The following is a 21,862-nucleotide window of genomic DNA, read 5'->3' as shown; positions in this document are numbered from 1 at the left end:
GTCCTTTCCGCCGGTGGCGGGAAGGACGGGTCGCGGCGGTGTTCCTCGCGCCGGCGGCGGTCGGGTTCGTCGTGTTCTACGCCTGGCCCGCCGCCCGCGGCGCGTATCTCAGCCTCACCGACTACGACCTGCTCTCCGCGCCCGAGTTCAGCGGGCTCGACAACTACCGTCGGCTGCTGTCCGACGACGTGTTCTGGAACTCGCTGCGCGTCACCCTCCAGTACGTCCTGATCAACATCGGCGTGCAGACCGTCGCCGCGCTGCTGCTCGCCCTGCTGGTGCACCGGCTCACCAGGTCGGTCGCCGTGCGGGGCGTGCTGCTGCTGCCGTACCTGGTCTCCAATGTCGTCGTCGGGCTGCTCTGGTACTGGATGGCCGACTACCACCTCGGCGTCGTCAACGAGGTGTTGGGCTGGCTCGGCGTCGACCGCGTCGCGTTCTTCGGCGATCCGGCCTGGGCGATCCCGACCATCGCCCTGGTGAACGTCTGGCGGCACCTGGGCTACACCGCGCTGCTGATCCTCGCCGGGCTGCAGACGATCCCGCGGCAGGTCCACGAGGCCGCGGCCGTCGACGGCGCCGGCGAGTGGCGGGCGTTCCGGAGCGTCACGTTGCCGCTGCTGCGGCCGGTGCTGGCGTTGGTGCTGGTGGTCACCCTGGTCGGGTCCTGGCAGATCTTCGACACCGTGGCCGTCACCACCCAGGGCGGGCCGGTCGACGCCACCCGCGTCGTCCAGTACTACATCTACGACCATGCGTTCACCCGCTTCGACTTCGGTTACGCGGCCGCCATCTCGGTGGTGCTCTGCCTGATCCTGGCCGGCGTCGCGCTGGCCCAGTTGCGGCTGCTGCGCGCGAACGAGCACGACGGGGCCGGGTCATGAGGCCGGGGCGCGTCGTCGCGTGGGGGGTGCTCACGGTCGTCGTGCTGGTCACCGTCGCCCCGTTCCTGTGGATGCTCCGCACCGCGCTCTCCAACAACCGGACGCTGTTCACCGACCCCGGCTCGCCGCTGCCGGTGGACCTCACCTGGGGTCCTCTGGAGCGGGTGCTCGGCACCGCGACCACGGCGGAGGCGCAGGCCGAGGGCGGCTCGGGCGCCTCGCTCCGGTTCTGGCTCTACCTGCGCAACTCGCTGCTGGTGTCCGCGACCATCACCCTCGGCCAGGTCCTGTGCAGCGCGATGGCCGCGTACGCGTTCGCGCGGCTGCGCTGGCGGGGCCGCGACCGGGTGTTCCTGGTCTTCCTCGGCGCGCTGCTGGTGCCGCCGGTGTTCACCCTGCTGCCCAACTTCGTGCTGGTGAAGGAGCTCGGGCTGCTCAACACGCACGCCGGCCTCGTCGCGCCCTACCTGCTGATGACGCCGTTCGCGGTGTTCTTCCTGCGGCAGTTCTTCCTCGGCGTGAGCCGCGAGATCGAGGAGGCGGCGCTGATCGACGGCGCGGGGCACGCCCGGATCTTCTTCCGGATCATCCTGCCGATGAGCTCCGCCCCGGTCGCGACCCTCGCCGTCCTCACCTTCGTCAACGCCTGGAACGAGTACTTCTGGCCGCAGCTGGTCGGCCAGGAGGAGGGGGTGCGGGTGCTGACCGTGGCGCTCGGCGCGTTCGTCGCGTCCACCCCGCAGACCGGCCCCGACTGGGCCGGGTTGATGGCCGCGGCCCTGCTCGCCGTGGTGCCGACGGTGCTGCTCCTGCTGGCCTTCGGCCGGCGGATCGTCGACGCCATCCAGTTCACCGGGCTCAAGTGACGCGACGGAGGAGGCACATCATGAGGAAGCCGACGCGCGCCGCGCTCGCCGGGGCCCTGCTGGCGGCGGTCACGCTCGCCGCCTGCGGCGTCCCCGGCGGCGGGGGCGACGGGCGGCGCACCGTCACCTACTGGCTGTGGGACGCCAACCAGCAGCCCGCGTACCAGGAGTGCGCCGACGACTTCGAGGCCGCCAACCCCGGGTACGAGATCCGGATCGAGCAGCGCGGCTGGGACGACTACTGGACGGCGCTCGCCCTCGGCTTCGTCGCCGAGGCGGCGCCCGACGTGTTCACCGACCACCTCTCCCGGTACCCGGAGTGGGTGAGCCGGGGGCTGCTGCTGCCGCTCGACGCGTATGTGGCGCGGGACGGTCTCGATCTCGACCGGTACGAGGAGGGCCTCGCCGAGCTGTGGGTCGGCCAGGACGGCCGGCGCTACGGGCTGCCCAAGGACTGGGACACGGTGGCGCTCTTCTACGACCGGGAGATGCTGGCCGAGGCCGGCGTCGACGAGGCGGAGCTGTCCGGGCTCAGCTGGAACCCGGACGACGGCGGCACCTTCGAGGACCTGATCGCCCGGCTGACCGTGGACCGGAACGGGGTGCGGGGCGACGAGCCGGGATTCGACCCGGATGATGTCGCCGTGTACGGCCTGTGGCTGGAGATGAACGGCGGCTGGGCGTACGGCCAGACCCAGTGGTCGATGTACGCGGCGGCCAACGGCTGGCTGGCGACCGACGTCAACCCGTGGGGCGAGCGCTTCACCTTCGACGACCCGGCGCTGCTGGAGACCGTCGACTGGTGGCGTGGCCTGATCGACAAGGGCTACCTGCCGTCGCTCGCCGAGCAGGAGGGCGTCCAGTCGAGCGACCAACTCGCCGCCGGGAACACCGCCATGGCCACCAACGGCAGCTGGATGATCGGCACCTTCCACGGTTACGAGGGCCTCGACGTCGGCATGGCGCCCACCCCGATCGGGCCGACGGGCGAGCGGGCCAGCATGTTCAACGGCCTGGCCGACTCGATTTACGCCGGCACCGAGGACCCGGAGGCCGCCTGGCGGTGGGTGGCCCACCTGGCGTCACCGGAGTGCCAGCGGGTGGTGGCCGAGCACCGCGTCGTCTTCCCGGCCATCACCGAGGCGTGGGAGGCGGCCAGGGACGCGTTCGCCGCCGACGGCATCGACGTCGAACCGTTCACCCGGCAGGTGACGGAGGGGACCACGTTCCTCTTCCCGATCACCGACCACGCGGCCGACGTCGCCGCCATCATGGAGCCGGCGTTCGAGGCGGTGCTCTCCGGCGCCCCGCTCGACACCCTGGTCCGGGCCAACGCGGAGGTCAACGAGCTGTTCGGGCCGTGAGTCCGGGTGAGGTCAGGAGTTGAGCACGGTCAGCTCGGGGTGGGCCGTGCCGCCCTCGATCGCGGTGGACGACAGGTGGGAGACCACGCGGTCGTCCACCGGGTCGTTGGCCGGGTCGTCGTGGACCACCAGGTGCTCGTAGGTGGTGGCGCGCTGCGCCGGCACCCGGCCGGCGGCCCGGATCAGGTGCAGCAGCTCCAGGCGGTTGGAGCGGTGCTTCGCGCCGGCCGAGGAGACCACGTTCTCCTCCAGCATCACCGAGCCCAGGTCGTCGGCGCCGTAGTGCAGGGAGAGCTGCCCCGCCTCCTTGCCGGTGGTCAGCCACGAGCCCTGGATGTGCGCCACGTTGTCGAGGAAGAGCCGGGCGATGGCGATCATCCGCAGGTACTCGAAGATCGTCGCCTGGGTGCGGCCCTTCAGGTGGTTGTTCTGCGGCTGGTAGAGGTAGGGGATGAACGCGCGGAAGCCGCCGGTGCGGTCCTGCGAGTCCCGGATCATCCGCAGGTGCTCGATCCGCTCCGCGTTGGTCTCGCCGGTGCCCATCAGCATCGTCGACGTCGACTCGACGCCGAGCCGGTGCGCGGTCTCCATGATCTCCAGCCAGCGCTCGCCCGACTCCTTCAGCGGGGCGATGGCCTGCCGCGGCCTGGCCGGCAGCAGCTCGGCGCCGGCGCCGGCGAACGAGTCGAGCCCGGCCGCGTGGATCCTGCTGATCGCCTCCTCGGCCGACACCCCGGAGATCCGCGCCATGTGGTCCACCTCGGAGGCGCCGAGCGAGTGGATCACCAGCTGCGGGAACGCCTCCTTGATGGCGCGGAAGTGGCGCTCGTAGTACTCCACGCCGTAGTCCGGGTGGTGGCCGCCCTGGAACATGATCTGGGTGCCGCCGAGCTCGACCGTCTCCGCGCAGCGGCGCAGGATGTCGTCGAGGTCGCGGGTCCACACCTTCTCGCTCTTGGGCGGGGCGTAGAAGGCGCAGAACTTGCAGGCCGTCACGCAGGCGTTGGTGTAGTTGATGTTGCGTTCGATGATGTAGGTCGCGATGTGGTCGATCCCCGCGTACCTGCGGCGGCGGGCCGCGTCGGCCGCCGCGCCCAGCGCGTGCAGCGGCGCGGAGCGGTAGAGCTCCAGGGCCTCTTCCGGGGTCAGCCGGCCGCCGTCCGCGGCACGGTCGAGCGTGGTCTGCAGCCCAGCGCGCTGGCCCATCGGGCATATCCCTTCGACGGCGGCGAAACGACCGCTCAAGCGTACGTCAGTGGTCGGACGGTGGCCGGGGGCGGCCTCAGGGCCGGCCGGCGGGGCCGTCGAGGAGGGCGATCCGGTCGGCCCGGTCGGCCTGCCCGATGCGGCGGGCGAACTCGGCGACGCCGGCCAGTTGCCGCTCGCCGAGGCTGAAGTCCAGGGTGGTGAAGTAGCGTTCGAGCGTCTCGGCGTCGAAGTCCTCCCAGCGGGCGGCCTGTTCCGCGACCTTGGCGACCTCGGTCAGCGACAGGTCGCGCGACTCCAGGAAGGCGCGGTGCAGCTCCCGCACCGTCTCCGGCTCGCGCGCCAGGTAGTCGCGTCGGACGCCCCAGATGGCGAAGACGAACGGCAGCCCCGTCCACTCGTGCCACATCCGGCCCAGGTCGTGCACCTCCAGGCCGAGCCGGGGCGCGTCGTGCAGCGAGGCGCGCAGCGCGGCGTCGCCGATCAGCACGGCGGCGTCGGCCTCCTGCATCATCAGGCCGAGGTCGGGCGGGCAGGTGTAGTAGTCGGGACGGACGCCGTGGCGCTCGGCCAGCAGCAGCCGGGCCAGGCGCACGGAGGTGCGGGAGGTGGAGCCGAGCGCGACGCGCGCCCCGTCGAGCTGGTCGAGCGGCCGCTGGGAGACGATCACGCAGGACATCACCGGGCCGTCGCAGCCGACCGCGATGTCGGGCAGCGCGACCAACTCGTCGGCGTGTCTCAGGTACTCGACCAGCGACACCGGGCCGATGTCGAGCTCGTCGGCGACCAGGTGCTCGCCGAGCTTCTCCGGGGTGTCCTTGGTGAGCTCGAAGTGGAGCACGCTGCCCGTTCTGGCGAGGCCCCAGTAGAGCGGGAGACAGTTGAGGAACTGGATGTGTCCGACACGGGGACGCCGCCGCTGGTGTGTACTCACGATTCGGAGGGTACGCCTGTGTACGTGCGAGCCGACGGTCAGGGAGAGGTCACCCTCAGGGGTGATTCGTGCCCTTCCGGCCGTGCACGCAGCGTGCTAGGCTCGACGCGAGTTGCAGTTTGGTTTCCCTTGCAGTACGAGCCTGCGGAGCATGTGACCGCGGGCTTTCGTCGTTTTCAGGCTTCGAAGCAGGTTCTGGAGCAGGGCGACCCTTTTTTAGGCCCAGGGAGGGCTTATATGGCTACCGGAACCGTCAAGTGGTTCAACGCCGAGAAGGGCTTTGGTTTCATCGCCCAGGATGGCGGCGGCCCCGATGTCTTCGTTCACTACTCCGCGATCAACGCGAACGGCTTCCGCTCTCTCGAGGAGAGCCAGGTCGTGAGCTTCGACGTCACCCAGGGCCCGAAGGGTCCCCAGGCTGAGAACGTCACGGTGACCGGCTGAGGTCGCACCCTCGGCACACCGGCAGGTGAGCCCCCGCCCAGCCCGGGCGGGGGCTCACCCGCGTCTCGGGGCCGTCTCTCAGGCGTCCCGGTGGTAGCCGTAGCGGGCGTACTGCCGCAGGTCTCGCCAGCGCACGGTGCGCAGGCCGCAGGCCTCCCCGATGGTGTCGCCGTCCTCCAGCAGCACCATCAGCACGAAGCCGACGTAGCCGAGCAGCCACCGGCCGACCGACCGCCAGAAGCCGGGCCGGCCGCCGTCCTTGGCCCTGACCACCCGCAGCCCCCACAGCAGCTTGCCGACGCTGCCGCGCAGCAGCCACATGCCGAGCACGTGGTTGACGAAGGACGTGGCCAGCGCGCAGCCGAAGAAGCCGACCGCGAGCAGGAACCCGTCGGCGTCGGGCGACACCAGCCGCGCGACGGCGAACCCCACGCCCAGCGCCAGCAGCGCGTCGGTGGCCACGGCTCCCCCCAGCCACCCGCCGTCGGCCTCCCTCGGTGCCGTCGTCATGTCCCGTCCCCCCGTTCCTGGTACGCCGACCGGGAATCTACGGGGCGGACGCCGGGGGTTCCGTGCCGGTCGGGTCACGGAACGGCGACAGCAGCCGGTCGGTGAGGGCGCGCAGCCGCGCGGCGGCCGCCGCGTCGAAGGAGCCGCCGTGGACGCCGATCCGCCGCCGCTCCACGTAGGCGCTCAGCGGCTCGGCCGGCGGGGCGTCCAGGAGCGCCAGGAGCCACCCGGCGACCAGCTCCGCGGGCTTGGCCTGCCGCTTCATCCGCGCCACGAAGGCCAGGGTGTCCCGGTCGTACTCGCCGGAGAAGCCGGTCGCGGTGGTGCCCGGGTGGAACAGCGCGTAGCGGGTCCGGTGGCCGCGGCCGGCGAAGTCGACGCCCAGCAGGTCGTTGAGCACGCCGCCCTGGAACATCGCCGCCTGGCCCTCGTAGCCGCGGGCCAGTTGGAGGTCGTCCCAGTGGACCAGGTCGAGGGGGGCGCCGGGGCCCGCCACGTTGAGGACGACGGGCGCCGGCGCGCGCTCCAGGGCGGGGAGCAGGCCGTGGGAGAGGAGGAAACGGCTCAGGTAGAAGAGCGCGAAGTTGTGCTCGAAGCCGTCCTCGGTGACCAGCCGGGTGGCGCGGTAGTGGCGGGCGCACAGCACGAGCGCGTCCACGGTGTCGAAGCGCGCCTCGATCTCCTCGACGGTCCGCTGGTTCTCGGCGACCAGGCTCAGGTCGGCCGGGAGGAAGTGGCTGAACTCGGCGCCCCTGGCCGGGTCCCGGCCGAGGACGACGACCCGGTCGCCGCGCGCTTCGAGGGCGCGGGCCACCGCCCTGCCGATGCCGTCGGTGCCGCCCTGGACGACCACGGTTCTGCTGGTGGATCGGTTCATGTGATTGAACTTATCAGTTCAGTTGGGCGGGCCCGGGAGTAGGATGTCGGGGTGAGCGGAGTGAGAGCGGCCCCGCGCGGGCGCATCGACAAGCGGCAGGCCATCCTCGACGCGGCGTTCCGGGTGTTCGCGCGCCAGGGGTACGCCAACGCCTGCGTGCAGGAGATCGCCGCCGAGGCGGGCGTCGCCAAGCCGACCGTCTACAACCACCTGGACAGCAAGGAGCGGCTCTTCCGGGAGGCCATGGCGGCCGCGGCCGCGAGCGCCACCGCCCGGAACCTGGCCGCCGTCGACCGGCTGCGCGCGCCGGGCGACGACCTGCGCCCGGCGCTCCAGGAGGTCGCCCGCCGGCTGCTCGACTGCTACGTCGACGAGCGCTCCCGGGCGCTGTGGCGGCTGCTGAACGCGGAGCTCGCCGCCTTCCCCGACCTGCTGGACGTCGTCTGGGGCGAGGGCACCAGCCGCGTCACGGAGGCGCTGGCCGACCGTCTCGCCAGGCTCGCCCTCGCCGGCCGGCTCACGATCGCCGACCCGGCGCGCGCCGCCGAGCAGTTCTCCGGCCTCCTCATGGGCCCCGTCGACAGCCGCTCCCGCCTCGGCACCCGCCAGGTCCCCGAGGTGGAGCTCGACGAGCTGGCCGCGGCCGCCGTCGAGACCTTCCTCGCCGCCTTCGGCCCGGCGGCGGCCTGAGCGGCCCGCCTCGGCCCGCCTCGGCCCCCTTCGAGCTGCCGAACGGCCCCGTTCGCGGTGGAATGGGGGCATGGCTGACTTCATCGACCTGTGGACCGGCAAGCTGGTCGGCATCGCCGGCGGCGCGATCGACGAGAAGCAGGCGCGGGCGCTGGTGGCGGAGATCTACGAGGCCGCCGTGGTGCGCGGGGTGCGTCTCTACGAGGAGGAGATCGCGCTGCGCGAGGCCGAGCGCGACGAGTGAGTGTTGCCTAGACCAGCTCGCCCACGAGCGGCAGGCCGCCGAGCAGCTCGCGGGACGTGGCGCCGTCCGTGATCGGGCCGGTCAGGGCGGCCGTGGAGATGGGTGGGAAGTCGCCGATCTGGGTGCCGACCGAGTTGGCCAGCGGGTCGGAGCCGGTGCCGGCCAGTGGGTCGAGCGGGAGGTCGAGGTTCGGGTTCACGGCGGCGAGCAGCGCCCCCGCGGCCGTGTCCGCCGCGCGGGTCACCGGGGCCAGCGGGTTCTCCTGGAGCGGCTCGGCGGACGCGGCGCTCCCGGTGGCGAGGACCGCGCCGGTCGCCGAGACGGTCAGGCCGGCGGCGAGACACAGCACACGGGCGAGGCGGGGGGTGCGGGCGAGCTCAGTCATGGGACGCACGGTAGTTGACCGATCGCGGACGGCTCATCCCGCGGCCCGGGCCTATCACCCGAACGGCGCAGCGGGGCATCCGGGAGAATGGGCGCGTGACACGAGCCTCGCTGGAGAAGCAGCCCAAGGATGTCGCCGCGATGTTCGACGCGGTCGCGGAGCGCTATGACCTCACCAACGACGTGCTGGCCCTCGGCCAGAACCGGCGCTGGCGCAAGGCCGTCGCCCGGGCGGTGGCGGCGCGCCCCGGGGAGCGGGTGCTCGACCTGGCGGCCGGCACCGGCACCTCCTCCGAGCCGTTCGCGGCGGCCGGCGCGTTCACCGTGCCGTGCGACTTCAGCCTCGGCATGCTGGCGAAGGGCAAGCGCCGGGTGCCCTGGCTGCCGTTCACCGCGGGCGACGCCACCCGGCTGCCGTTCCGCGACGGCTCCTTCGACGCCGCCACCATCTCCTTCGGCCTGCGGAACGTGCAGGACACGGACGGGGCGCTGCGCGAGATGCTGCGGGTGGTGCGGCCCGGCGGGCGGCTGGTGGTCTGCGAGTTCAGCCACCCGACGTGGGCGCCGTTCCGCACCGTCTACACCGAGTACCTGATGCGCGCGCTGCCCGCCGTGGCCACCCGCGTCTCCAGCAACCCGGACGCGTACGTCTACCTCGCCGAGTCCATCCGCGCCTGGCCCGACCAGCCGGCGTTCGCCGCCCGGCTCCAGGCGGCCGGCTGGGAGCGGGTGGCGTGGCGCGACCTGTCCGGCGGCATCGTCGCCCTGCACCGGGCCACCCGGCCGAGCGCCTGACCGGCCTGCGTAGACTCCTTCAACTCGCCTTCGCCAACCCCCCGCCGCTGCCCGACCGATGGGAGAGCCGTGTCTGACACAGCCGAGACCGCCGAGGCCGCCGAGAGCCGAGAGACCGCCGACGTCATCGTCGTGGGGGCCGGCCCCGCCGGTTCGACGACCGCCTACCACCTGGCCCAGGCCGGCCTTGACGTGCTGCTGCTGGAGAAGACCGCCTTCCCGCGCGAGAAGGTGTGCGGCGACGGCCTCACCCCGCGCGCCGTCAAGCAGCTGGTCGCCATGGGCATCGACATCTCCGAGGAGGCCGGCTGGCTGCGCAACAAGGGCCTGCGGGTCATCGCCGGCGGCACCAGGCTCCAGCTCGACTGGCCCGAGCTGGCCTCGTTCCCCGACTTCGGCCTGGTGCGCCGGCGGGACGACTTCGACGAGCAGCTGGCGAGCGCGGCCGAGAAGGCCGGGGCCAGGCTGCACCAGCGGTGCAACGTCTCGGGGCCGATCAGGGACGACAGGACGGGCCGTATCGTCGGGGTCGAGGCCAAGGTCGGCGAGGAGAAGCGGCGGGTCACCTTCCGGGCCCCCGTGGTGGTGGCCGCCGACGGCAACTCCACCCGCCTCTCCCTCGCGATGGGCCTGCACCGGGACGAGAAGCGGCCGATGGGCGTCGCGGTGCGCACCTACTTCACCAGCCCCCGGCACGACGACGACTACCTGGAGTCCTGGCTCGAACTGTGGGACCGGCGTGGCGAGCAGGCCAAGCTGCTGCCCGGCTACGGCTGGGTCTTCGGGATGGGCGACGGCACCTCCAACGTGGGCCTCGGCATCCTCAACAGCTCGTCCGCGTACAAGGAGTTGGACTGGCGCGAGGTGCTGCGCGCCTGGTGCGCCTCGATGCCGGCCGAGTGGCAGTTCACCGAGGAGTTCATGACCGGCCCGATCCGCGGCGCGGCGCTGCCGATGGCGTTCAACCGCCAGCCGCACTACTCGCGCGGCCTGCTGCTGGTGGGCGACGCGGGCGGCCTGGTCAACCCGTTCAACGGCGAGGGCATCGCCTACGCCATGGAGTCCGGCAAGATCGCGGCCGACGTGATCAGCCAGGCCCTGGCCCGACAGACGCCCGCGCAGCGCGAGTTGGCGCTGCGCGGCTACCCGAAGGTGCTCAAGGACACCTACGGCGGCTACTACACGATGGGCCGCGCCTTCGTGAAGCTCATCGGCAACCCGCGGGTGATGAAGATCGCCACCGAGCGCGGCCTCAACCACCCGCTGCTGATGCGCTTCGTCATCAAGCTGCTCGCCAACCTGACCGACCCGGTCGGCGGCGACGCCATGGACCGGATCATCAACGGACTCGCCAGGGTGACACCGAACGCGTAGCCGCCGGCCGGCCGGCGCGGCTCAGCTCCAGGTCGCGCCGGCCGGCTCCTCGACGGTGGTGTTGAGCCGGTTGAAGAAGTTGGTCGTGGCGATCATCAGGATGACGGCGGCCAACTGCTCCTCGGTGTAGTGGTCCGCGGCCTCGTCCCAGACCTCGTCCGGCACCGCCCTGCCCGATCGGTCCGCGATCCGGGTGGCGGACTCGGCGAGGGCCAGGGCGGCGCGCTCCGCGTCGGTGAAGCACGTCGCCTCGCGCCAGGCCGCGACCTGGTGCAGCCGCTCGTCGGTCTCGCCGGCCTTCTTCGCGCTGTCGATCCCGCCGTACACGCAGGCGCTGCAGCCGTTGATCTGGCTGACCCGCAGGTGGACCAGCTCCATGGTGTGCTGCGGGACGCCGCCGGCGTGCATGGCCCTGAAGAGGTGCTGGATGCCCTTGGTGGTGTCGGGCAGCACCATCGCGGGGTTCTTCATGCGAGCGCTCATCGTGCTCTCCTTCTCTCACGGAGTACGGTGGTCGGCGTCTCTCGCGCCGGCCGGTCGGTGATCCCTCACCCCACTGACGGATCGCGTCGCGAGGATGTGACAGGTGAGCGAGCAGGATTCTCTGGCCTCTCTGGCCGAGCGCTTCGAGGAGCAGCGGCCGCAGTTGCGCGCGGTGGCCTACCGCATGGTGGGCTCGCTCGGCGAGGCCGAGGACGCCGTGCAGGAGGCGTGGCTGCGGCTGAGCCGGGCGGACGTCTCCGAGGTGCGGAACCTGGGCGGGTGGCTGACCACCGTGGTCGGCCGGATCTGCCTCGACATGCTGCGCTCGCGCACCGCGCGCCGCGAGGAGCCGATGCCGGACCCGGTCCTCAGCGGGCCCGGCGGGGTGGAGCCCGAGCAGCGGGCGCTGGTGGCCGACGAGGTCGGCATCGCGCTGATGGTGGTGCTCTCCACGCTGGCGCCGGCCGAGCGTCTGGCGTTCGTGCTGCACGACCTGTTCGCGGTGCCGTTCGACGAGATCGCCGAGCTGCTGGGCCGGAGCCCGGCGGCCACCCGGCAGCTCGCCAGCCGCGCCCGCCGCCGGGTGGAGGGGGCGGCGCCTGCCCCGGACACGGACGCCGCGCGCCGGGCGGAGGCGGTGGACGCCTTCCTGGCCGCCGCGCGGAACGGCGACTTCGAGGCGCTGCTGACGGTCCTCGACCCCGAGGTGGTGGTCCGGGCGGACGGCGGGGCGCTGCGGCCGAGCGTGCTGCGGCGGGGGGCGACGAACGTGGCCTCGGGCGCGGCGACCTTCGCGCCGCTCATGGACGCCGGGCTGCGGGTGCTGGTCAACGGTCAGCCGGGGGTGCTGGGTCTCTCGGGCGGCGAGGTCGTCTCGGTGGTGGCCTTCACGGTCAGGGGCGGCCGGATCGCGGCCATCCACATCCTCACCGACCCGGAGCGGCTGCGGACCATCGACATCGACGCCCTCCAGTGAGTCTCACCTGAATCTCACAGCGCTGTTATATTAGCGCTGTGACAATTTCCCACCATGAGAGCGACCCGACCCGGGTGCCCGATCCATGGCGGCCGCTGCACGAGCTGCTGGCCGCCATGGACGCGGAGATCGAGCAGGTCTACCGCGCCCGCGGCATCGAGGGCGTCCGGCCGCGGTTCGCCTATCCGCTGATCAGGCTCGCCCACACGGGGCCGCTGACCATCAGGGAGCTCGCGAAGTCCCTCGACCGCTCGCACTCGGCCATCAGCCAGACGGTCGCCGCGCTGCGCAAGGAGGGCCTCGTCACCACGGAGCCCGGGCCCGACGCCCGCACCAGGCGGGTCGAACTGACCGAGCGCGGGCGGTCGTTGGTGCCCTTCCTGGAGGCCGAGTGGCGCGCCACCCACGCGACGGTGGCCGAGCTCGACGCCGAGGTCCCGCACGCGCTGACCGGCGTCGTCGAGGAGCTGCGCCGGGCCCTGGAACGGCGGTCGATGCGGCAGCGGATCCTCGACCACCTCGTCGAGCCATGAGCGTGCGCTTCCTCGACACCCGCCCGCTGCGCACCAGCCGCCCGTTCCGCGACCTGTGGCTCGGCTCCGCGCTCTCCGGGATCGGCGGGCAGATAGCCAACGTCGCGGTGCTCGCCCAGGTCTGGGAGCTGACCGGCAGCCCGGTCGGCACCGGCGCCATCGGCCTCGTCACGGGCGTGGCCATGCTGCTGTTCGGTCTGGTCGGCGGGGCCCTGGCCGACACCTACGACCGCCGCGCCCTGGTCCGCGTCACCACCGCCGCCCAACTCCTCGCCTCCGCCGGCATGTTCTGGCAGGCGCTGGCGGGCAACGGGAGCGTGGTGCTGCTGCTCGCGCTGGTCGGGGCGGAGACGGCGTTCAGCGCGCTCGGCGCGCCGGCCCGTCGCACCTTCCCGGTCCGGCTGCTGCCGGCCGACCAGGTCGCGGCCGGCCTCGCGCTCACCAGCGTCGCCTTCCAGACGTCGATGCTGGTCGGCCCCGCGCTCGCCGGACTGGTCATCGCCCGCTGGGACTTCGCCGCCGCCTACGCCGCCCAGACCGTGGCCGTCGCGGTCTCGCTGCTCGCCGTCGTGCGCCTGCCGCCGATGCCGGTCGCCGGCGGCAAGCGTCGCCGGCCGGAACGTGGCGGCTGGTCGGTCGTCCTGCGGCGCCCCACGCTCTGGGGCTCGATGGCCACCGACCTGTCCGCGACGCTGCTGGCCATGCCGATCGCGCTCTTCCCGCTGGTCAACGAGCTCCGCTTCGACGGCAACCCGCGCACCCTCGGCCTGTTCCTCTCCGCCGTGGCGGTCGGCGGCATCACGGCGGGGCTCCTCTCCGGCACGGTGACCCGACTGCCCCGCGGCGGCCTCGTCCAGCTGACGGCGGCCGCGACCTGGGGCCTCGCCCTGGCCGGTTTCGGCCTGGCAGGACCGCTGTGGCTGGCCCTCGCCTGCCTGGCCGTCGCCGGCGCGGCCGACACCATCTCCGTGGTCACCCGCAGCGCCCTCGTCCAACTGGAGACCCCCGACGCGTTCCGCGGCCGCGTCTCCTCGGTCGAACACGTCATCGGCGTCGCCGGCCCCGAACTGGGCAACTTCCGCGGCGGCGTGCTGGCCTCCGCCACCTCGGCCCCCTTCGCCCTGGTGACCGGCGGCCTCTCGGCGGCCCTGGCCATCGCCGCCGTAGCCGCGACCAACGGCCCACTGCGGGCCTATCGGGTGCCACGGCCGGAACCTGTGGCCGAGCCGTCGATGAGCACCTCATAGCACCGATCGCCCGACGTGCCCTCGCACCGGATTCCCCGCTGGCGGGCGCGACCACGACAGCGCGCTCACCGGGACGTGCGTGGCGGCGCTATCGTGGACGTACGTCGCGGCGGAGAGAACGCAGCCATGACCTCAGCGTATGACTACAGCGACCTGCACGAGCTCATTGATCACCTGGAGCCCGAGCAGGCGGAGGAACTGCGCCGTCATGCCCTGCGTCTGGTGAAGCCCGCGCCGAGCAGGTTCCGGATACTGCGGAGCTTCGACGGTCCGGCGACCGATCTCGGAGCCCGGGCGAAGGAGATCGCGCGGGCGGAGATTGGCGAGGACGATGCTGATCGTTGACTCCGGCCCGCTCGTTGCCTTCCTTAACCGCAATGACCCCGATCACGAACGCTGCGCCGAACTCCTGGAGTCGTACGACGGTGACCACTTCCGGGCACTGGTGCCCGACCACGCGTCTGCGTTCACGCTGCTTCCCTGAAACCGTTAGGGAAGCACCGGCCGCGCCTCCACCGCCTGCCGACCATGATGCGAAGTGGATGTCGGCGCCTGGCTCCGCCTCACGCCGTGGTCGGCGCCTCCGGCTCCGGGCAGATGGCCCGCAGGACGCCGACGCGTCCGGTGGGCTCGTCCAACACCCGCTGCCCCAGTAGGGGGGTGGGACAGGTGGCCGAGGCCGAGGTCCCGGCCCTGGCACCTGCGCTGGGCTGAGGTCGGACACCGACGCCCACCACAGCGGCTCCCGCCGGTCGACGGGCCGCAGCAGCGCCCGGTTCGGGCGGCAGGCCGTCCACATCCCCAGCGACGCCGGGGTCGACGCGACGGCGCTCACCACCGCGCTCGTGGCCGCGGCCGAGGCCCACGGAGCCACCGTGCGCTACGGAACCGCCGTCACCTCCCTGCACCTGTCCGGTGAGCGCGTCGCGGGAGTGCTGACCGCGACCGGGCCCCACCCCGCCGCGACCGTCGTGCTCACGGCCGGAACCGACGTCCCCGCGCTCTGCGGGCCGCTGCCGGTCGATCTGCCCGTCGCGTCCTCCCCGGCCGCCCTCGCGCGGATCACAGCGCCGCCCGGCCTGGTCAGGACCATCGTGGCCAACCCCGAGTTCGAGGTCCGGGAAGTGCGCGACGGCGACCTCGTGCTGACCCTGCCGCACGTCGACGGCCCACCGGCGCTCCGTGAGCGGGCCGCGCACGACGCACTCGGGCGCCTGCGGACGGCCTTCCGTGGCGGCGACCAGTGTCGCCTGGTGGGCCACGGCACCGGCTGGCGCCCGGTGCCCGCGCACGGGCCTCTCATCGGGTACGCGACCCACGACCGGTCCGTCTACGTGGCGGTGATGCACTCCGGCGTCACCCTGGCACCCACCGTCGGACGGCTCGTCGCGGACGAACTCGTGACCGGCAGGCCGGCTCGCGAGCTACTGCGATGCCGGCCACGCGTCCGCTGACCTCACCGGGGGAGTCGGTAGACGGAGACATGGGAGCGCGACTCGGCCGTGAACTCGGCTCCCTGCCAGTCCGCGTGCCGGGACTCCAGCTCGAACCCGGCCAACTGGGCCATGAGGTCGAGTTCGGCCGGCCAGACGTAGCGGTGCGGGCTGCGGAACAGCCGGGCCTCCCTGCCCTCGTCGAACCGGAAGTGGTGGGAGACGACGTGCTGCCGCAGGACGTCGTAGGTGTCGAGGAGGATGTAGCCGGCCTCGGACTGGCAGACGATCGCCCGCTGTCCTGGCGGGAGCTTCCGCAGCTCCGGCACCCACAGTTCGATGACGAACCGCCCGCCCGGCGCGAGGTGGCGGGCGGCGTTGCGGAAGCACGCCACCTGCTCGGCCTGGGTGAGCAGGTTGGAGATGGTGTTGAAGACGAGGTAGACGAGTTGGAACGGGCCGGGGACGGTGGCGGTCGCCATGTCGCCCACGACCACCGGGATCGTCGCCTCGTCCACCTTCTCCCGCAGTCGGTCGAGCATCGGCCGTGACAACTCGATGCCGCTGACCGGCACTCCGCGCCGCGCGAGCGGAACGGCCACCCGGCCGGTGCCGACGGCGAACTCCAGGGCCCGCCCGCCGGCGGCCAGTTCGGCCAGCCGGTCGACCGTCGGCTCCAGCACCTCGGGCGCGAACATGCCGGCACCGGGAGTGTCGTAGTTCCGGGCGGCCTCGGCGTCCCAGATCTCGTCCTGTCGCATGCCGCCAACGATTCCCAGCGCGGGGAGCGATGTCGACGGATTTTGGGCCCGTGGCCTACTGGAGGCCGCGAGGCGGCTGGTACTACTGGGGCATGCAGGAAGAGATCGCGCGATCCGCCGTCGACACGTTCATTTCCGCTTTCAACGCTTCGGACGACACCTATGTGACGTCGCTGCTGTCGCAGGCCCTGACCTCGGACGTGGTCTTCTGGGGGCCGTTGGGCCGCAGCGAGGGGATCGAGGCGGTCGAGCGGTTCGTGCTCGACCTGCGGCGCCACCCGGCGGGGGCCGGCACGATGGTGCGCTGCTCGGCGGTGGACATGCCGGGCGAGTGGGCCCGGTACCAGTGGGTCTTCACCACGCCCGACGGCGGCCCCCGCCTGGCGGGAACGGATGTCGTCCACCTGCGGCGCAGCCTCATCGACCAGGTCATCGTCTTCGCGGGCGAGATCGAGCCGTCCGGCCGCCCCGCAGAGGACGGCCGGTAGCGGCAGCGAACGGCCGGGTCGCCGTGGGCGACCCGGCGGCCGCGCGTTCAGGACGTGTACAGCGACTCCACCCTGGTCACCTGCCCCTCTCCGTCGAAACTCAGGTCGTACCCGACGAGCGAGCGGTCCGAGGACGACTGGGCCGTCAGTCGGCTGACGAACTCGGCCTGGGTGTACGACGCGGCCTGCGATTCGTCGCCGAGCGGGGCCGACAGCAGCACCTGGGCGTCATCGGCCAGCGGCACCTCGGTGTAGGGCCCCTCGCCCGGGACGACCACCCACGCCTCGGAGTGGTCGGTGACGTGGGCCTCCTTCTGGGCGGGGCGGACCGACAGGTACGTCCGTCCGCCGCTGCTCCAGGCGTCCTCGATCTGCACGAACTGTCTGGACCCCGCCCAGGCGGCCGCGTCGCCGTCCGGCTCGGTGGTCGGCACCGTCTCGTCAGCCGAGGCGGAAGGCGTCGCCGATGACTCGGGTGCGGCATCGGCCGCCTGCCCGTCGCCCGCGCCGCCGCACCCCGTCAGGGCGACGAGGCCGAGGGCGAGAGCGGTGAGGCAGCGCGCGGCGGCCCGGTGACGTGAGAGAAGCATGGTCGAAGTCCCCCAGGGATCAGGTGCGTTACGGATACGTGGGCTCTACGCGCCAGCCCACCCCTCGGGTTGCACCCGGATCCCGATTCCTCGCCGACCGCCGCGGAGTTCCCACGGGGACTCACTCGGAGAGCCAGTACGCCTCCCGCAACGACTGCACCCGCCCCTCGCTGTCGTAGTCGATGACGAACACCCACTCCGGCCCGCCGGCCAACCGGCTCACCACCTGGTCGAGCCGCACGTCCGCGGGGTCTCCGTCGGTCAGCTGTCGGGCCTCGACGAGCGTTCCCCGCCGCAGGGCCAGCGTGTGCACCACACCGGCGGATGTCGCAGTCCCGCCCTCGGCCTGGAGTTGTTCGACGGTGACCTCCACCGTGTCCCCCCTCAGCACCGCGTCGTACACATAGCCCAGCTCGCTGGCGTACTCCTCGCCCGGCGCGGGCGTCGGCGGCACGAACAGCGAGGCGGTCGGCGTCGGGACGACGGCGGGCGGCTCGGGCCCCTGGGCGGCCCGGGTCAGCGACACGCCCCCCAGGACCAGCGTCGCGGCCAACAGCGCGCCGCCGGACGCCAGCGCGGCCCGCCTGCGGCGCCGGCGCCGCTCACCCCGTGCCCGGATCCGCTCCGCGGCCAGCGGTTCCGCGTGCCGCCGACCCGCCTCGGCGAGGTCGGCGAGGTAACCCTCCAGCTCCGTCTCGTCAGCCATGACGCACCTCCGACACGCGGGCAGTCCCTGGATCCAGCTCAGTATCGGCCAGCAGTCGCGCCAGCGCTGCCCGCCCACGGCTCAGCTGCGCCTTGACCGTGCCGACGGGGGAGCCGACCTCGGCAGCCACCTGTTCGACCGTCAGGTCACACAGGTGGTGCAGCACCACGGCCCGTCGTTGGGGCTCGGGGATCTGTCGTAACGCCTGGACCAGCAGCACGTGGTGCGGTTCCGGTGGCGGCACCGCCGCCGGTGGGCCCTGCCGTCGGGCGAAGGCGAGCGCGGTGCGCACCCGCCGCCAGCGGCTGACCGCCAGCCGCCAGGCCACGGTGCGTACCCACGCCTCGGGCGCGGCGTCCAGGTCCAGCTCGTCCCGGCGCTCCCAGGCCCGGACGAAGGCCTCCTGGACCACGTCCTGCGCCTCGGCGAGGTCGCCTGTCATCGCGTACAGCTGACCGATCAGCCGGCCGACACTCGCGGTGTAGAAGGCGTCGAACGCGTGCTCGTCCACACCCCGGCCGCCGTGTGGTTCCTCTGGTGGTCGCATACCTCTCCCCCGTCACGCCGCACGGTGCCACCCGCACTCCTCACGGCACAAGAAGTCGGCGACTCCGTGGGCGGCACTCACCGGTCTTCCGCGCGTTCGTCGTTCAGCGGTTCCGACGGCAGCCGAAATTCAACCAGTCCGGCCCGCCCGGATGCGCCCGAGCCCCGTTCGCGACCTACGGCACAAGCAGCGGCTACAGTCGGCCCAGCGGGCCTCACGGCCGGCACCGGCTGGTGCCGTGCCGGATCGGCCCGGTGGCGAGGGGGGCCACCACGCGGTCGGCGTTCACGCCGACGGGGGGACTGTGCGTGACAGGGATCGCGAGTCCTTTCGCCCCGCCGAGGGGCGGGCCTTCCGACAGCTGTCGGGTGGGCGTCACGGGCGTCACACCTGACCGAACACGAGGGAGCATGTCGGGTGAGCGACGTACTGACCATGAGCGCCCGCCAGCCAGCGAACCCCGGCGGGGCTCCGTTGCCGATCACGGACCTGGTCCACCTCTCCGACGGGTCCGGACCGGCCCGGGTGGTCGCGCACGTGGAGCGCGAGTTGCCGCCGGGCGGCATACCGGCGTACCTCGCGGCCCGCGGCAGCGGCGCTCGCTCCTTCGTCCTGTGGACCGACGAGCATCACCGGGAGCGGGTGGCCACCCTGGTGACCCTGTCCGCCACCGGCGGTGTCGCGACGTTTCAGGCATTCGGCGCGCAGGGCGAGCTCATCGGCACGTTCGTGCGCGAGAAGGCGCTCCGTGGCAGAGGCCTGCGCACCCGTTGGACCGTGACTCAGCCCGGCGGCCCGGAGGCGGTGGGCTACAAGGGCCGGATCTTCTGGTGGTGCGTTTGGTGGCTGACGTTGCCCATGATGGTGGTGTTCCTCGTGATCTCCATCTTCGACAGCACCCCCGGCGAGGGTGGTCTCGCGCGCGGCCCCCGGCGCATCAGGTGGCGTGCGGGAGGGAAGAAGCCGCTGGAGTTCAGGTCCCGCGGCGACAAGCTGCATGTGCACGCGCCGGCGGTGGACTGGCGGCTCGCGGCCACGCTGGTCGTCCTGCTGCGCACCTTCGGCTTCGACTCGTGGGACGCCAGGAAGAAGTGAGCGGTCGTATGTCCGACCAGCAGCCAGCCCCGGGGGTCAGCGCCGGCTACCGGCGATGGGCCGGCGTTCTCGTCCGGACCGCGAGCGTCATCGCGCTCCTCATGGTGGTCGCCTTCGTGGTGAGCCTCGTCCTCCTCGCACTGGCCGACGCGGAGGAGGGGCACGCCGCCTACGGTTACCTCGCCGTCCTTCTCTGGTTCGGCATCGCCGCCGCGGTTCCGGTCCTGCTGGCGGTCGCCATCCCCGGAGCCGTCATGACGCGGCGGGTGCGGCGGGCGGGGACCACACCGGCTCCGTGACCGGTCGGCCGGCCGGCGCCATCGGCGCCGGCCGCCGACCGGTGAGCGGCGGTCGTGCGTCAGAGGACGCGGACCGCGCCCGACGGCATGTCCCAGTCGAGGTCGCGCTGGACCACGCCGGTGGAGGAGTTCTGGGCGCCGATGAACGTGCCGTCGCCCATGTAGACGGCGACGTGGTAGGCGCTGCCGGCGCCGCCCCAGTAGAGGATGTCGCCGGCCTGGAGGGCGTCGAGCGACACCTGGGTGCCGGCGGTCGACTGGTCCTGGGAGACGCGCGGGAGCGAGACGCCGGCCTGGGAGAAGGCGGCCTGCATCAGGCTGGAGCAGTCCCAGGCGTCGGGCCCCGTGGAGCCGAGCGAGTAGGCGTCGCCGACCTGGGCGCGGACGAAGTCGAGGACGGCGGCGACGCCGCCGCTCGACGGGGCGGGGGCGGACGTCGAGGTGGGCGCGGAGACGGTCTCGGCCTCGGCGGCGGCCTCGCGGGCCGCCTCCTCCTCGGCCGCGGCCCGGGCCGCGGCCTCCGCCTCGGCGGCCTCGCGGGCCTGCCGCTCGGCCTCGGCCTCCTGGGCGGCCCGCAGCTCGGCAGCGGCCTCCTGGGCCTGGGAGATGGCCTGCTGCTGGGCGGTGGCCCGCACCTGCTGGAGCTGGGCTTGGCTGACGTACGCCTGGGTGGCCTCGGCGGCACCCGCGGCGCTGCTGGCGAGCACGCCGTCCAGCAGAGGCAGTTCGCCGGTCCGCTCGCTCGGCTGCTCGGCGGCCATGGCGGGGGTCGCCGCGGCGCCGGCGACCGCGACGGTGCCCATCAGGACGCCGCCGCGTATCAGGCTGCTGGTGCGCGACCGGCTTGGCTTGCGGTGCCGGCCTCGGTAACGAATCGGGGACATGGACATCTTGGCTACCAGGCTCGTCCGGTTGACTCAATTAACGTGGCGTCCACCACAATTGACGGGTACGCGGCGAGTTGGCGGGTTAATTGTCCGAAGTGCCGTTTCGCGCGGAAGTTGATCTTTCGTCGCGATGTGCGGCCCTGTCCTGCACGTTGTCCGGATTGTCCGGCGGGTGAACCCGGCCTAGCACGGCAAGGGTTGCCCGATCAATGATGCACGCTCGTTACCGTTTCGCGACGTGGGATACATCACCCCGACATCACGCTGCGTCCATCGGCCTGTCCGTCACGTGTCCTTCACGCGAACCACTGGTCGTAACCGAGCCGGGCGACGAGCGCGGTGACCACCACGAGCAGCACCACCCGCACGAATCCGCTCCCCTTCTTCACGGCCATCCGCGCGCCGAGCCAGCCGCCCGTCATGTTGAACGCGGCCATGAACGGCACCAGTTGCCACAGCACGTTGCCGCCGAGGCCGAAGACGAGCAGCGCGCCCAGGTTCGTGCCGACGTTCACGACCTTGGCCGTGGCGGAGGCGGTCAGCAGGTTGAGGCGCAGCAGGGCCACCAGCGAGAGGACGAGGAACGTGCCGGTGCCGGGGCCGATGAGGCCGTCGTAGAAGCCGATGCCGACGCCGGTGAGCGCCAGCGCGCCCAGCCTGCGGCGGCGGGACAGCTCCTCGGCCGGGGCCGGCGCCATGCCGAACTGGGGCCTGAGCACCACGAACCCGGCCACCAGGAGCAGCACCACCATGATCAGCGGCTGCAGCACGGCCTTGTCGACCGCGGAGGCGAACGCCGCGCCGCCGGCGGCCGAGGCGAGGGCCAGCAGCCCCAGTCTCACCGCGAACCCGCGGTCCACCGGCGCCTTGCGTACATAGGTGACGGCCGCGATCGAGGTGCCGGTGACGGCGACCGCCTTGTTGGTGCCGAGCGCGTCGGCCGGGGGCTGGTCGGCGGGGAGGCCGATGAGCATCGCGGGCAGCAGCACCAGGCCGCCGCCGCCGACCACGGCGTCCACCCAGCCGGCCGCCGCGGCGGCGACGCAGAGCAGGACGGCGGTGGTGAGGGTTATGTCAGACACGTGCCGAAGGCACTACCACCCAATCCGGTCCAGAGCCAATTTGCGCTGGTCGGCGCGGCGGTGGTAAAGGCCGGTGCCCGGGAAGAGCGGGTGATTCCATGCCGTGTCCGCACATCGTGGTCGATCGACCACCTCGGGTGAATACGTCCGCGCCTGTTGGTCG

Annotated in this window: 29 protein-coding genes; 17 read left to right on the top strand and 12 right to left on the bottom strand. The window is 72.5% G+C overall.

Translation table 11 applies throughout. The features are described from left to right. Positions 1-38 precede the first annotated feature (38 nt). From RNC47_RS21745 to RNC47_RS21735, 3 genes are read left to right on the top strand one after another with little or no spacing between them, the layout of a single operon-like run. Positions 39-884, top strand: a complete 846-nt coding sequence (locus RNC47_RS21745) for a carbohydrate ABC transporter permease (protein WP_311601151.1) — start codon at positions 39-41, stop codon at positions 882-884. After that, positions 881-1,750, top strand: a complete 870-nt coding sequence (locus RNC47_RS21740; protein ID WP_311601145.1) for a carbohydrate ABC transporter permease — start codon at positions 881-883, stop codon at positions 1,748-1,750. Before RNC47_RS21745 ends, RNC47_RS21740 begins: the two co-directional genes overlap by 4 nt. 20 nt (positions 1,751-1,770) lie before the next feature. Then, positions 1,771-3,114, top strand: coding sequence for an ABC transporter substrate-binding protein (locus RNC47_RS21735; RefSeq protein WP_311601144.1), 1,344 nt, complete (start codon positions 1,771-1,773; stop codon positions 3,112-3,114). Between the two features lie 12 nt (positions 3,115-3,126). On the opposite strand, the gene mqnC is transcribed toward RNC47_RS21735, so the two are convergent. Further along, the gene (mqnC, locus tag RNC47_RS21730) at positions 3,127-4,320 is read right to left on the bottom strand and encodes a cyclic dehypoxanthinyl futalosine synthase (protein WP_311601142.1); all 1,194 of its coding nucleotides are present in this window, start codon (positions 4,318-4,320) and stop codon (positions 3,127-3,129) included. 76 nt (positions 4,321-4,396) lie between these two features. Beyond that, complete coding sequence (locus tag RNC47_RS21725; RefSeq protein ID WP_311601141.1) at positions 4,397-5,254, bottom strand: menaquinone biosynthetic enzyme MqnA/MqnD family protein; 858 nt, start codon at positions 5,252-5,254, stop codon at positions 4,397-4,399. 237 nt (positions 5,255-5,491) lie between these two features. On the opposite strand from RNC47_RS21725, the gene RNC47_RS21720 reads away from it, so the two are divergent. Continuing rightward, on the top strand, positions 5,492-5,698 hold the full coding sequence (locus RNC47_RS21720; protein WP_132932419.1) for a cold-shock protein: 207 nt from the start codon (positions 5,492-5,494) through the stop codon (positions 5,696-5,698). A gap of 78 nt (positions 5,699-5,776) precedes the next feature. Here the strand turns inward: RNC47_RS21720 and RNC47_RS21715 are convergent, their stop codons facing one another. Both RNC47_RS21715 and RNC47_RS21710 read right to left on the bottom strand, forming a co-directional pair. Then, entirely contained in the window at positions 5,777-6,208 is a 432-nt protein-coding gene (locus tag RNC47_RS21715; protein WP_311601140.1) for an RDD family protein, read from the bottom strand. Between the two features lie 37 nt (positions 6,209-6,245). Beyond that, on the bottom strand, positions 6,246-7,085 hold the full coding sequence (locus RNC47_RS21710; RefSeq protein WP_311601139.1) for an SDR family NAD(P)-dependent oxidoreductase: 840 nt from the start codon (positions 7,083-7,085) through the stop codon (positions 6,246-6,248). A gap of 51 nt (positions 7,086-7,136) precedes the next feature. Here RNC47_RS21710 and RNC47_RS21705 point away from each other — a divergent pair, with 51 nt between their 5' ends. Both RNC47_RS21705 and RNC47_RS21700 read left to right on the top strand, forming a co-directional pair. After that, positions 7,137-7,775, top strand: a complete 639-nt coding sequence (locus RNC47_RS21705; protein ID WP_311601138.1) for a TetR/AcrR family transcriptional regulator — start codon at positions 7,137-7,139, stop codon at positions 7,773-7,775. Positions 7,776-7,845: 70 nt separating this feature from the next. Continuing rightward, a complete protein-coding gene (locus tag RNC47_RS21700; protein WP_311601136.1) occupies positions 7,846-8,019 on the top strand; it encodes a hypothetical protein in 174 nt (57 codons plus the stop codon). Between the two features lie 7 nt (positions 8,020-8,026). Here the strand turns inward: RNC47_RS21700 and RNC47_RS21695 are convergent, their stop codons facing one another. Continuing rightward, complete coding sequence (locus RNC47_RS21695) at positions 8,027-8,404, bottom strand: hypothetical protein (RefSeq protein ID WP_311601135.1); 378 nt, start codon at positions 8,402-8,404, stop codon at positions 8,027-8,029. 95 nt (positions 8,405-8,499) lie between these two features. Between RNC47_RS21695 and RNC47_RS21690 the strand changes: the two genes are divergently transcribed. Beyond that, complete coding sequence (locus RNC47_RS21690; protein ID WP_311601134.1) at positions 8,500-9,198, top strand: demethylmenaquinone methyltransferase; 699 nt, start codon at positions 8,500-8,502, stop codon at positions 9,196-9,198. Between the two features lie 69 nt (positions 9,199-9,267). Then, the gene (locus tag RNC47_RS21685; RefSeq protein ID WP_311601133.1) at positions 9,268-10,572 is read left to right on the top strand and encodes a geranylgeranyl reductase family protein; all 1,305 of its coding nucleotides are present in this window, start codon (positions 9,268-9,270) and stop codon (positions 10,570-10,572) included. A gap of 21 nt (positions 10,573-10,593) precedes the next feature. On the opposite strand, the gene RNC47_RS21680 is transcribed toward RNC47_RS21685, so the two are convergent. Continuing rightward, a complete protein-coding gene (locus RNC47_RS21680) occupies positions 10,594-11,055 on the bottom strand; it encodes a carboxymuconolactone decarboxylase family protein (RefSeq protein ID WP_311601132.1) in 462 nt (153 codons plus the stop codon). 103 nt (positions 11,056-11,158) lie between these two features. Between RNC47_RS21680 and RNC47_RS21675 the strand changes: the two genes are divergently transcribed. From RNC47_RS21675 to RNC47_RS21650, 6 genes are all read left to right on the top strand, one after another. Beyond that, a complete protein-coding gene (locus RNC47_RS21675; protein ID WP_311601131.1) occupies positions 11,159-12,031 on the top strand; it encodes a sigma-70 family RNA polymerase sigma factor in 873 nt (290 codons plus the stop codon). Between the two features lie 38 nt (positions 12,032-12,069). Beyond that, positions 12,070-12,564 (top strand): MarR family winged helix-turn-helix transcriptional regulator, encoded by a 495-nt coding sequence (locus tag RNC47_RS21670; protein WP_311601130.1) that lies wholly within the window; start codon positions 12,070-12,072, stop codon positions 12,562-12,564. After that, a complete protein-coding gene (locus RNC47_RS21665; RefSeq protein WP_311601128.1) occupies positions 12,561-13,811 on the top strand; it encodes an MFS transporter in 1,251 nt (416 codons plus the stop codon). The genes RNC47_RS21670 and RNC47_RS21665 overlap by 4 nt, the downstream gene beginning before the upstream one ends. 126 nt (positions 13,812-13,937) lie before the next feature. After that, positions 13,938-14,156, top strand: coding sequence for a hypothetical protein (locus RNC47_RS21660; protein WP_311601127.1), 219 nt, complete (start codon positions 13,938-13,940; stop codon positions 14,154-14,156). Further along, the gene (locus tag RNC47_RS21655; RefSeq protein WP_311601126.1) at positions 14,143-14,295 is read left to right on the top strand and encodes a hypothetical protein; all 153 of its coding nucleotides are present in this window, start codon (positions 14,143-14,145) and stop codon (positions 14,293-14,295) included. The genes RNC47_RS21660 and RNC47_RS21655 overlap by 14 nt, the downstream gene beginning before the upstream one ends. A 226-nt stretch (positions 14,296-14,521) precedes the next feature. Beyond that, positions 14,522-15,265 carry an NAD(P)/FAD-dependent oxidoreductase gene (locus RNC47_RS21650; protein ID WP_311601150.1) on the top strand — a complete coding sequence of 248 codons (744 nt, stop codon included), beginning with the start codon at positions 14,522-14,524 and terminating at the stop codon, positions 15,263-15,265. Between the two features lie 2 nt (positions 15,266-15,267). Here RNC47_RS21650 and RNC47_RS21645 read toward each other — a convergent pair whose 3' ends face one another. Next, positions 15,268-16,005 (bottom strand): class I SAM-dependent methyltransferase, encoded by a 738-nt coding sequence (locus RNC47_RS21645; protein ID WP_311601125.1) that lies wholly within the window; start codon positions 16,003-16,005, stop codon positions 15,268-15,270. Between the two features lie 92 nt (positions 16,006-16,097). Between RNC47_RS21645 and RNC47_RS21640 the strand changes: the two genes are divergently transcribed. Then, positions 16,098-16,493: a nuclear transport factor 2 family protein gene (locus RNC47_RS21640; RefSeq protein ID WP_311601124.1), complete on the top strand. Its 396-nt coding sequence runs from the start codon at positions 16,098-16,100 to the stop codon at positions 16,491-16,493. Between the two features lie 47 nt (positions 16,494-16,540). Here RNC47_RS21640 and RNC47_RS21635 read toward each other — a convergent pair whose 3' ends face one another. The 3 genes from RNC47_RS21635 to RNC47_RS21625 all read right to left on the bottom strand — a co-directional run bounded on the left by RNC47_RS21635 (position 16,541) and on the right by RNC47_RS21625 (position 18,336). Then, positions 16,541-17,083 (bottom strand): hypothetical protein, encoded by a 543-nt coding sequence (locus tag RNC47_RS21635; protein ID WP_311601123.1) that lies wholly within the window; start codon positions 17,081-17,083, stop codon positions 16,541-16,543. Positions 17,084-17,204: 121 nt separating this feature from the next. Continuing rightward, positions 17,205-17,789, bottom strand: coding sequence for a hypothetical protein (locus RNC47_RS21630; protein ID WP_311601122.1), 585 nt, complete (start codon positions 17,787-17,789; stop codon positions 17,205-17,207). Continuing rightward, on the bottom strand, positions 17,782-18,336 hold the full coding sequence (locus RNC47_RS21625; RefSeq protein WP_311601121.1) for a SigE family RNA polymerase sigma factor: 555 nt from the start codon (positions 18,334-18,336) through the stop codon (positions 17,782-17,784). Before RNC47_RS21625 ends, RNC47_RS21630 begins: the two co-directional genes overlap by 8 nt. Positions 18,337-18,753: 417 nt before the next feature. Between RNC47_RS21625 and RNC47_RS21620 the strand changes: the two genes are divergently transcribed. Continuing rightward, positions 18,754-19,431: a hypothetical protein gene (locus RNC47_RS21620; protein WP_311601120.1), complete on the top strand. Its 678-nt coding sequence runs from the start codon at positions 18,754-18,756 to the stop codon at positions 19,429-19,431. Positions 19,432-19,439: 8 nt separating this feature from the next. After that, positions 19,440-19,730, top strand: a complete 291-nt coding sequence (locus tag RNC47_RS21615; protein WP_311601119.1) for a hypothetical protein — start codon at positions 19,440-19,442, stop codon at positions 19,728-19,730. A 59-nt stretch (positions 19,731-19,789) separates the two neighbouring features. Here RNC47_RS21615 and RNC47_RS21610 read toward each other — a convergent pair whose 3' ends face one another. Next, positions 19,790-20,614 carry a C40 family peptidase gene (locus RNC47_RS21610; RefSeq protein ID WP_311601118.1) on the bottom strand — a complete coding sequence of 275 codons (825 nt, stop codon included), beginning with the start codon at positions 20,612-20,614 and terminating at the stop codon, positions 19,790-19,792. Between the two features lie 299 nt (positions 20,615-20,913). Then, entirely contained in the window at positions 20,914-21,699 is a 786-nt protein-coding gene (locus RNC47_RS21605; protein WP_311601117.1) for a sulfite exporter TauE/SafE family protein, read from the bottom strand. Between the last annotated feature and the right edge of the window lie 163 nt (positions 21,700-21,862).

Origin of the sequence: Streptomyces millisiae (genome assembly GCF_031845425.1) — a bacterium.
GTDB classification, from domain to species: Bacteria; Actinomycetota; Actinomycetes; order Streptomycetales; family Streptomycetaceae; genus Streptomyces; species Streptomyces millisiae.
This window is presented reverse-complemented; position numbering and strand designations above follow the sequence as displayed.

Excerpts from the sequence above, each read along its gene's own strand:
- RNC47_RS21715 (WP_311601140.1), bottom strand. The coding sequence starts at position 6,208 with ATGACGACGGCACCGAGGGAGGCCGACGGCGGGTGGCTGGGGGGAGCC.
- RNC47_RS21635 (WP_311601123.1), bottom strand. The coding sequence starts at position 17,083 with ATGCTTCTCTCACGTCACCGGGCCGCCGCGCGCTGCCTCACCGCTCTC.
- RNC47_RS21640 (WP_311601124.1), top strand. The coding sequence starts at position 16,098 with ATGCAGGAAGAGATCGCGCGATCCGCCGTCGACACGTTCATTTCCGCT.
- RNC47_RS21625 (WP_311601121.1), bottom strand. The coding sequence starts at position 18,336 with ATGCGACCACCAGAGGAACCACACGGCGGCCGGGGTGTGGACGAGCAC.
- RNC47_RS21665 (WP_311601128.1), top strand. The coding sequence starts at position 12,561 with ATGAGCGTGCGCTTCCTCGACACCCGCCCGCTGCGCACCAGCCGCCCG.
- RNC47_RS21630 (WP_311601122.1), bottom strand. The coding sequence starts at position 17,789 with ATGGCTGACGAGACGGAGCTGGAGGGTTACCTCGCCGACCTCGCCGAG.
- mqnC (WP_311601142.1), bottom strand. The coding sequence starts at position 4,320 with ATGGGCCAGCGCGCTGGGCTGCAGACCACGCTCGACCGTGCCGCGGAC.
- RNC47_RS21645 (WP_311601125.1), bottom strand. The coding sequence starts at position 16,005 with ATGCGACAGGACGAGATCTGGGACGCCGAGGCCGCCCGGAACTACGAC.
- RNC47_RS21610 (WP_311601118.1), bottom strand. The coding sequence starts at position 20,614 with ATGTCCCCGATTCGTTACCGAGGCCGGCACCGCAAGCCAAGCCGGTCG.
- RNC47_RS21710 (WP_311601139.1), bottom strand. The coding sequence starts at position 7,085 with ATGAACCGATCCACCAGCAGAACCGTGGTCGTCCAGGGCGGCACCGAC.
- RNC47_RS21680 (WP_311601132.1), bottom strand. The coding sequence starts at position 11,055 with ATGAGCGCTCGCATGAAGAACCCCGCGATGGTGCTGCCCGACACCACC.
- RNC47_RS21740 (WP_311601145.1), top strand. The coding sequence starts at position 881 with ATGAGGCCGGGGCGCGTCGTCGCGTGGGGGGTGCTCACGGTCGTCGTG.
- RNC47_RS21615 (WP_311601119.1), top strand. The coding sequence starts at position 19,440 with ATGTCCGACCAGCAGCCAGCCCCGGGGGTCAGCGCCGGCTACCGGCGA.
- RNC47_RS21720 (WP_132932419.1), top strand. The coding sequence starts at position 5,492 with ATGGCTACCGGAACCGTCAAGTGGTTCAACGCCGAGAAGGGCTTTGGT.
- RNC47_RS21655 (WP_311601126.1), top strand. The coding sequence starts at position 14,143 with ATGCTGATCGTTGACTCCGGCCCGCTCGTTGCCTTCCTTAACCGCAAT.
- RNC47_RS21695 (WP_311601135.1), bottom strand. The coding sequence starts at position 8,404 with ATGACTGAGCTCGCCCGCACCCCCCGCCTCGCCCGTGTGCTGTGTCTC.
- RNC47_RS21700 (WP_311601136.1), top strand. The coding sequence starts at position 7,846 with ATGGCTGACTTCATCGACCTGTGGACCGGCAAGCTGGTCGGCATCGCC.
- RNC47_RS21735 (WP_311601144.1), top strand. The coding sequence starts at position 1,771 with ATGAGGAAGCCGACGCGCGCCGCGCTCGCCGGGGCCCTGCTGGCGGCG.
- RNC47_RS21660 (WP_311601127.1), top strand. The coding sequence starts at position 13,938 with ATGACCTCAGCGTATGACTACAGCGACCTGCACGAGCTCATTGATCAC.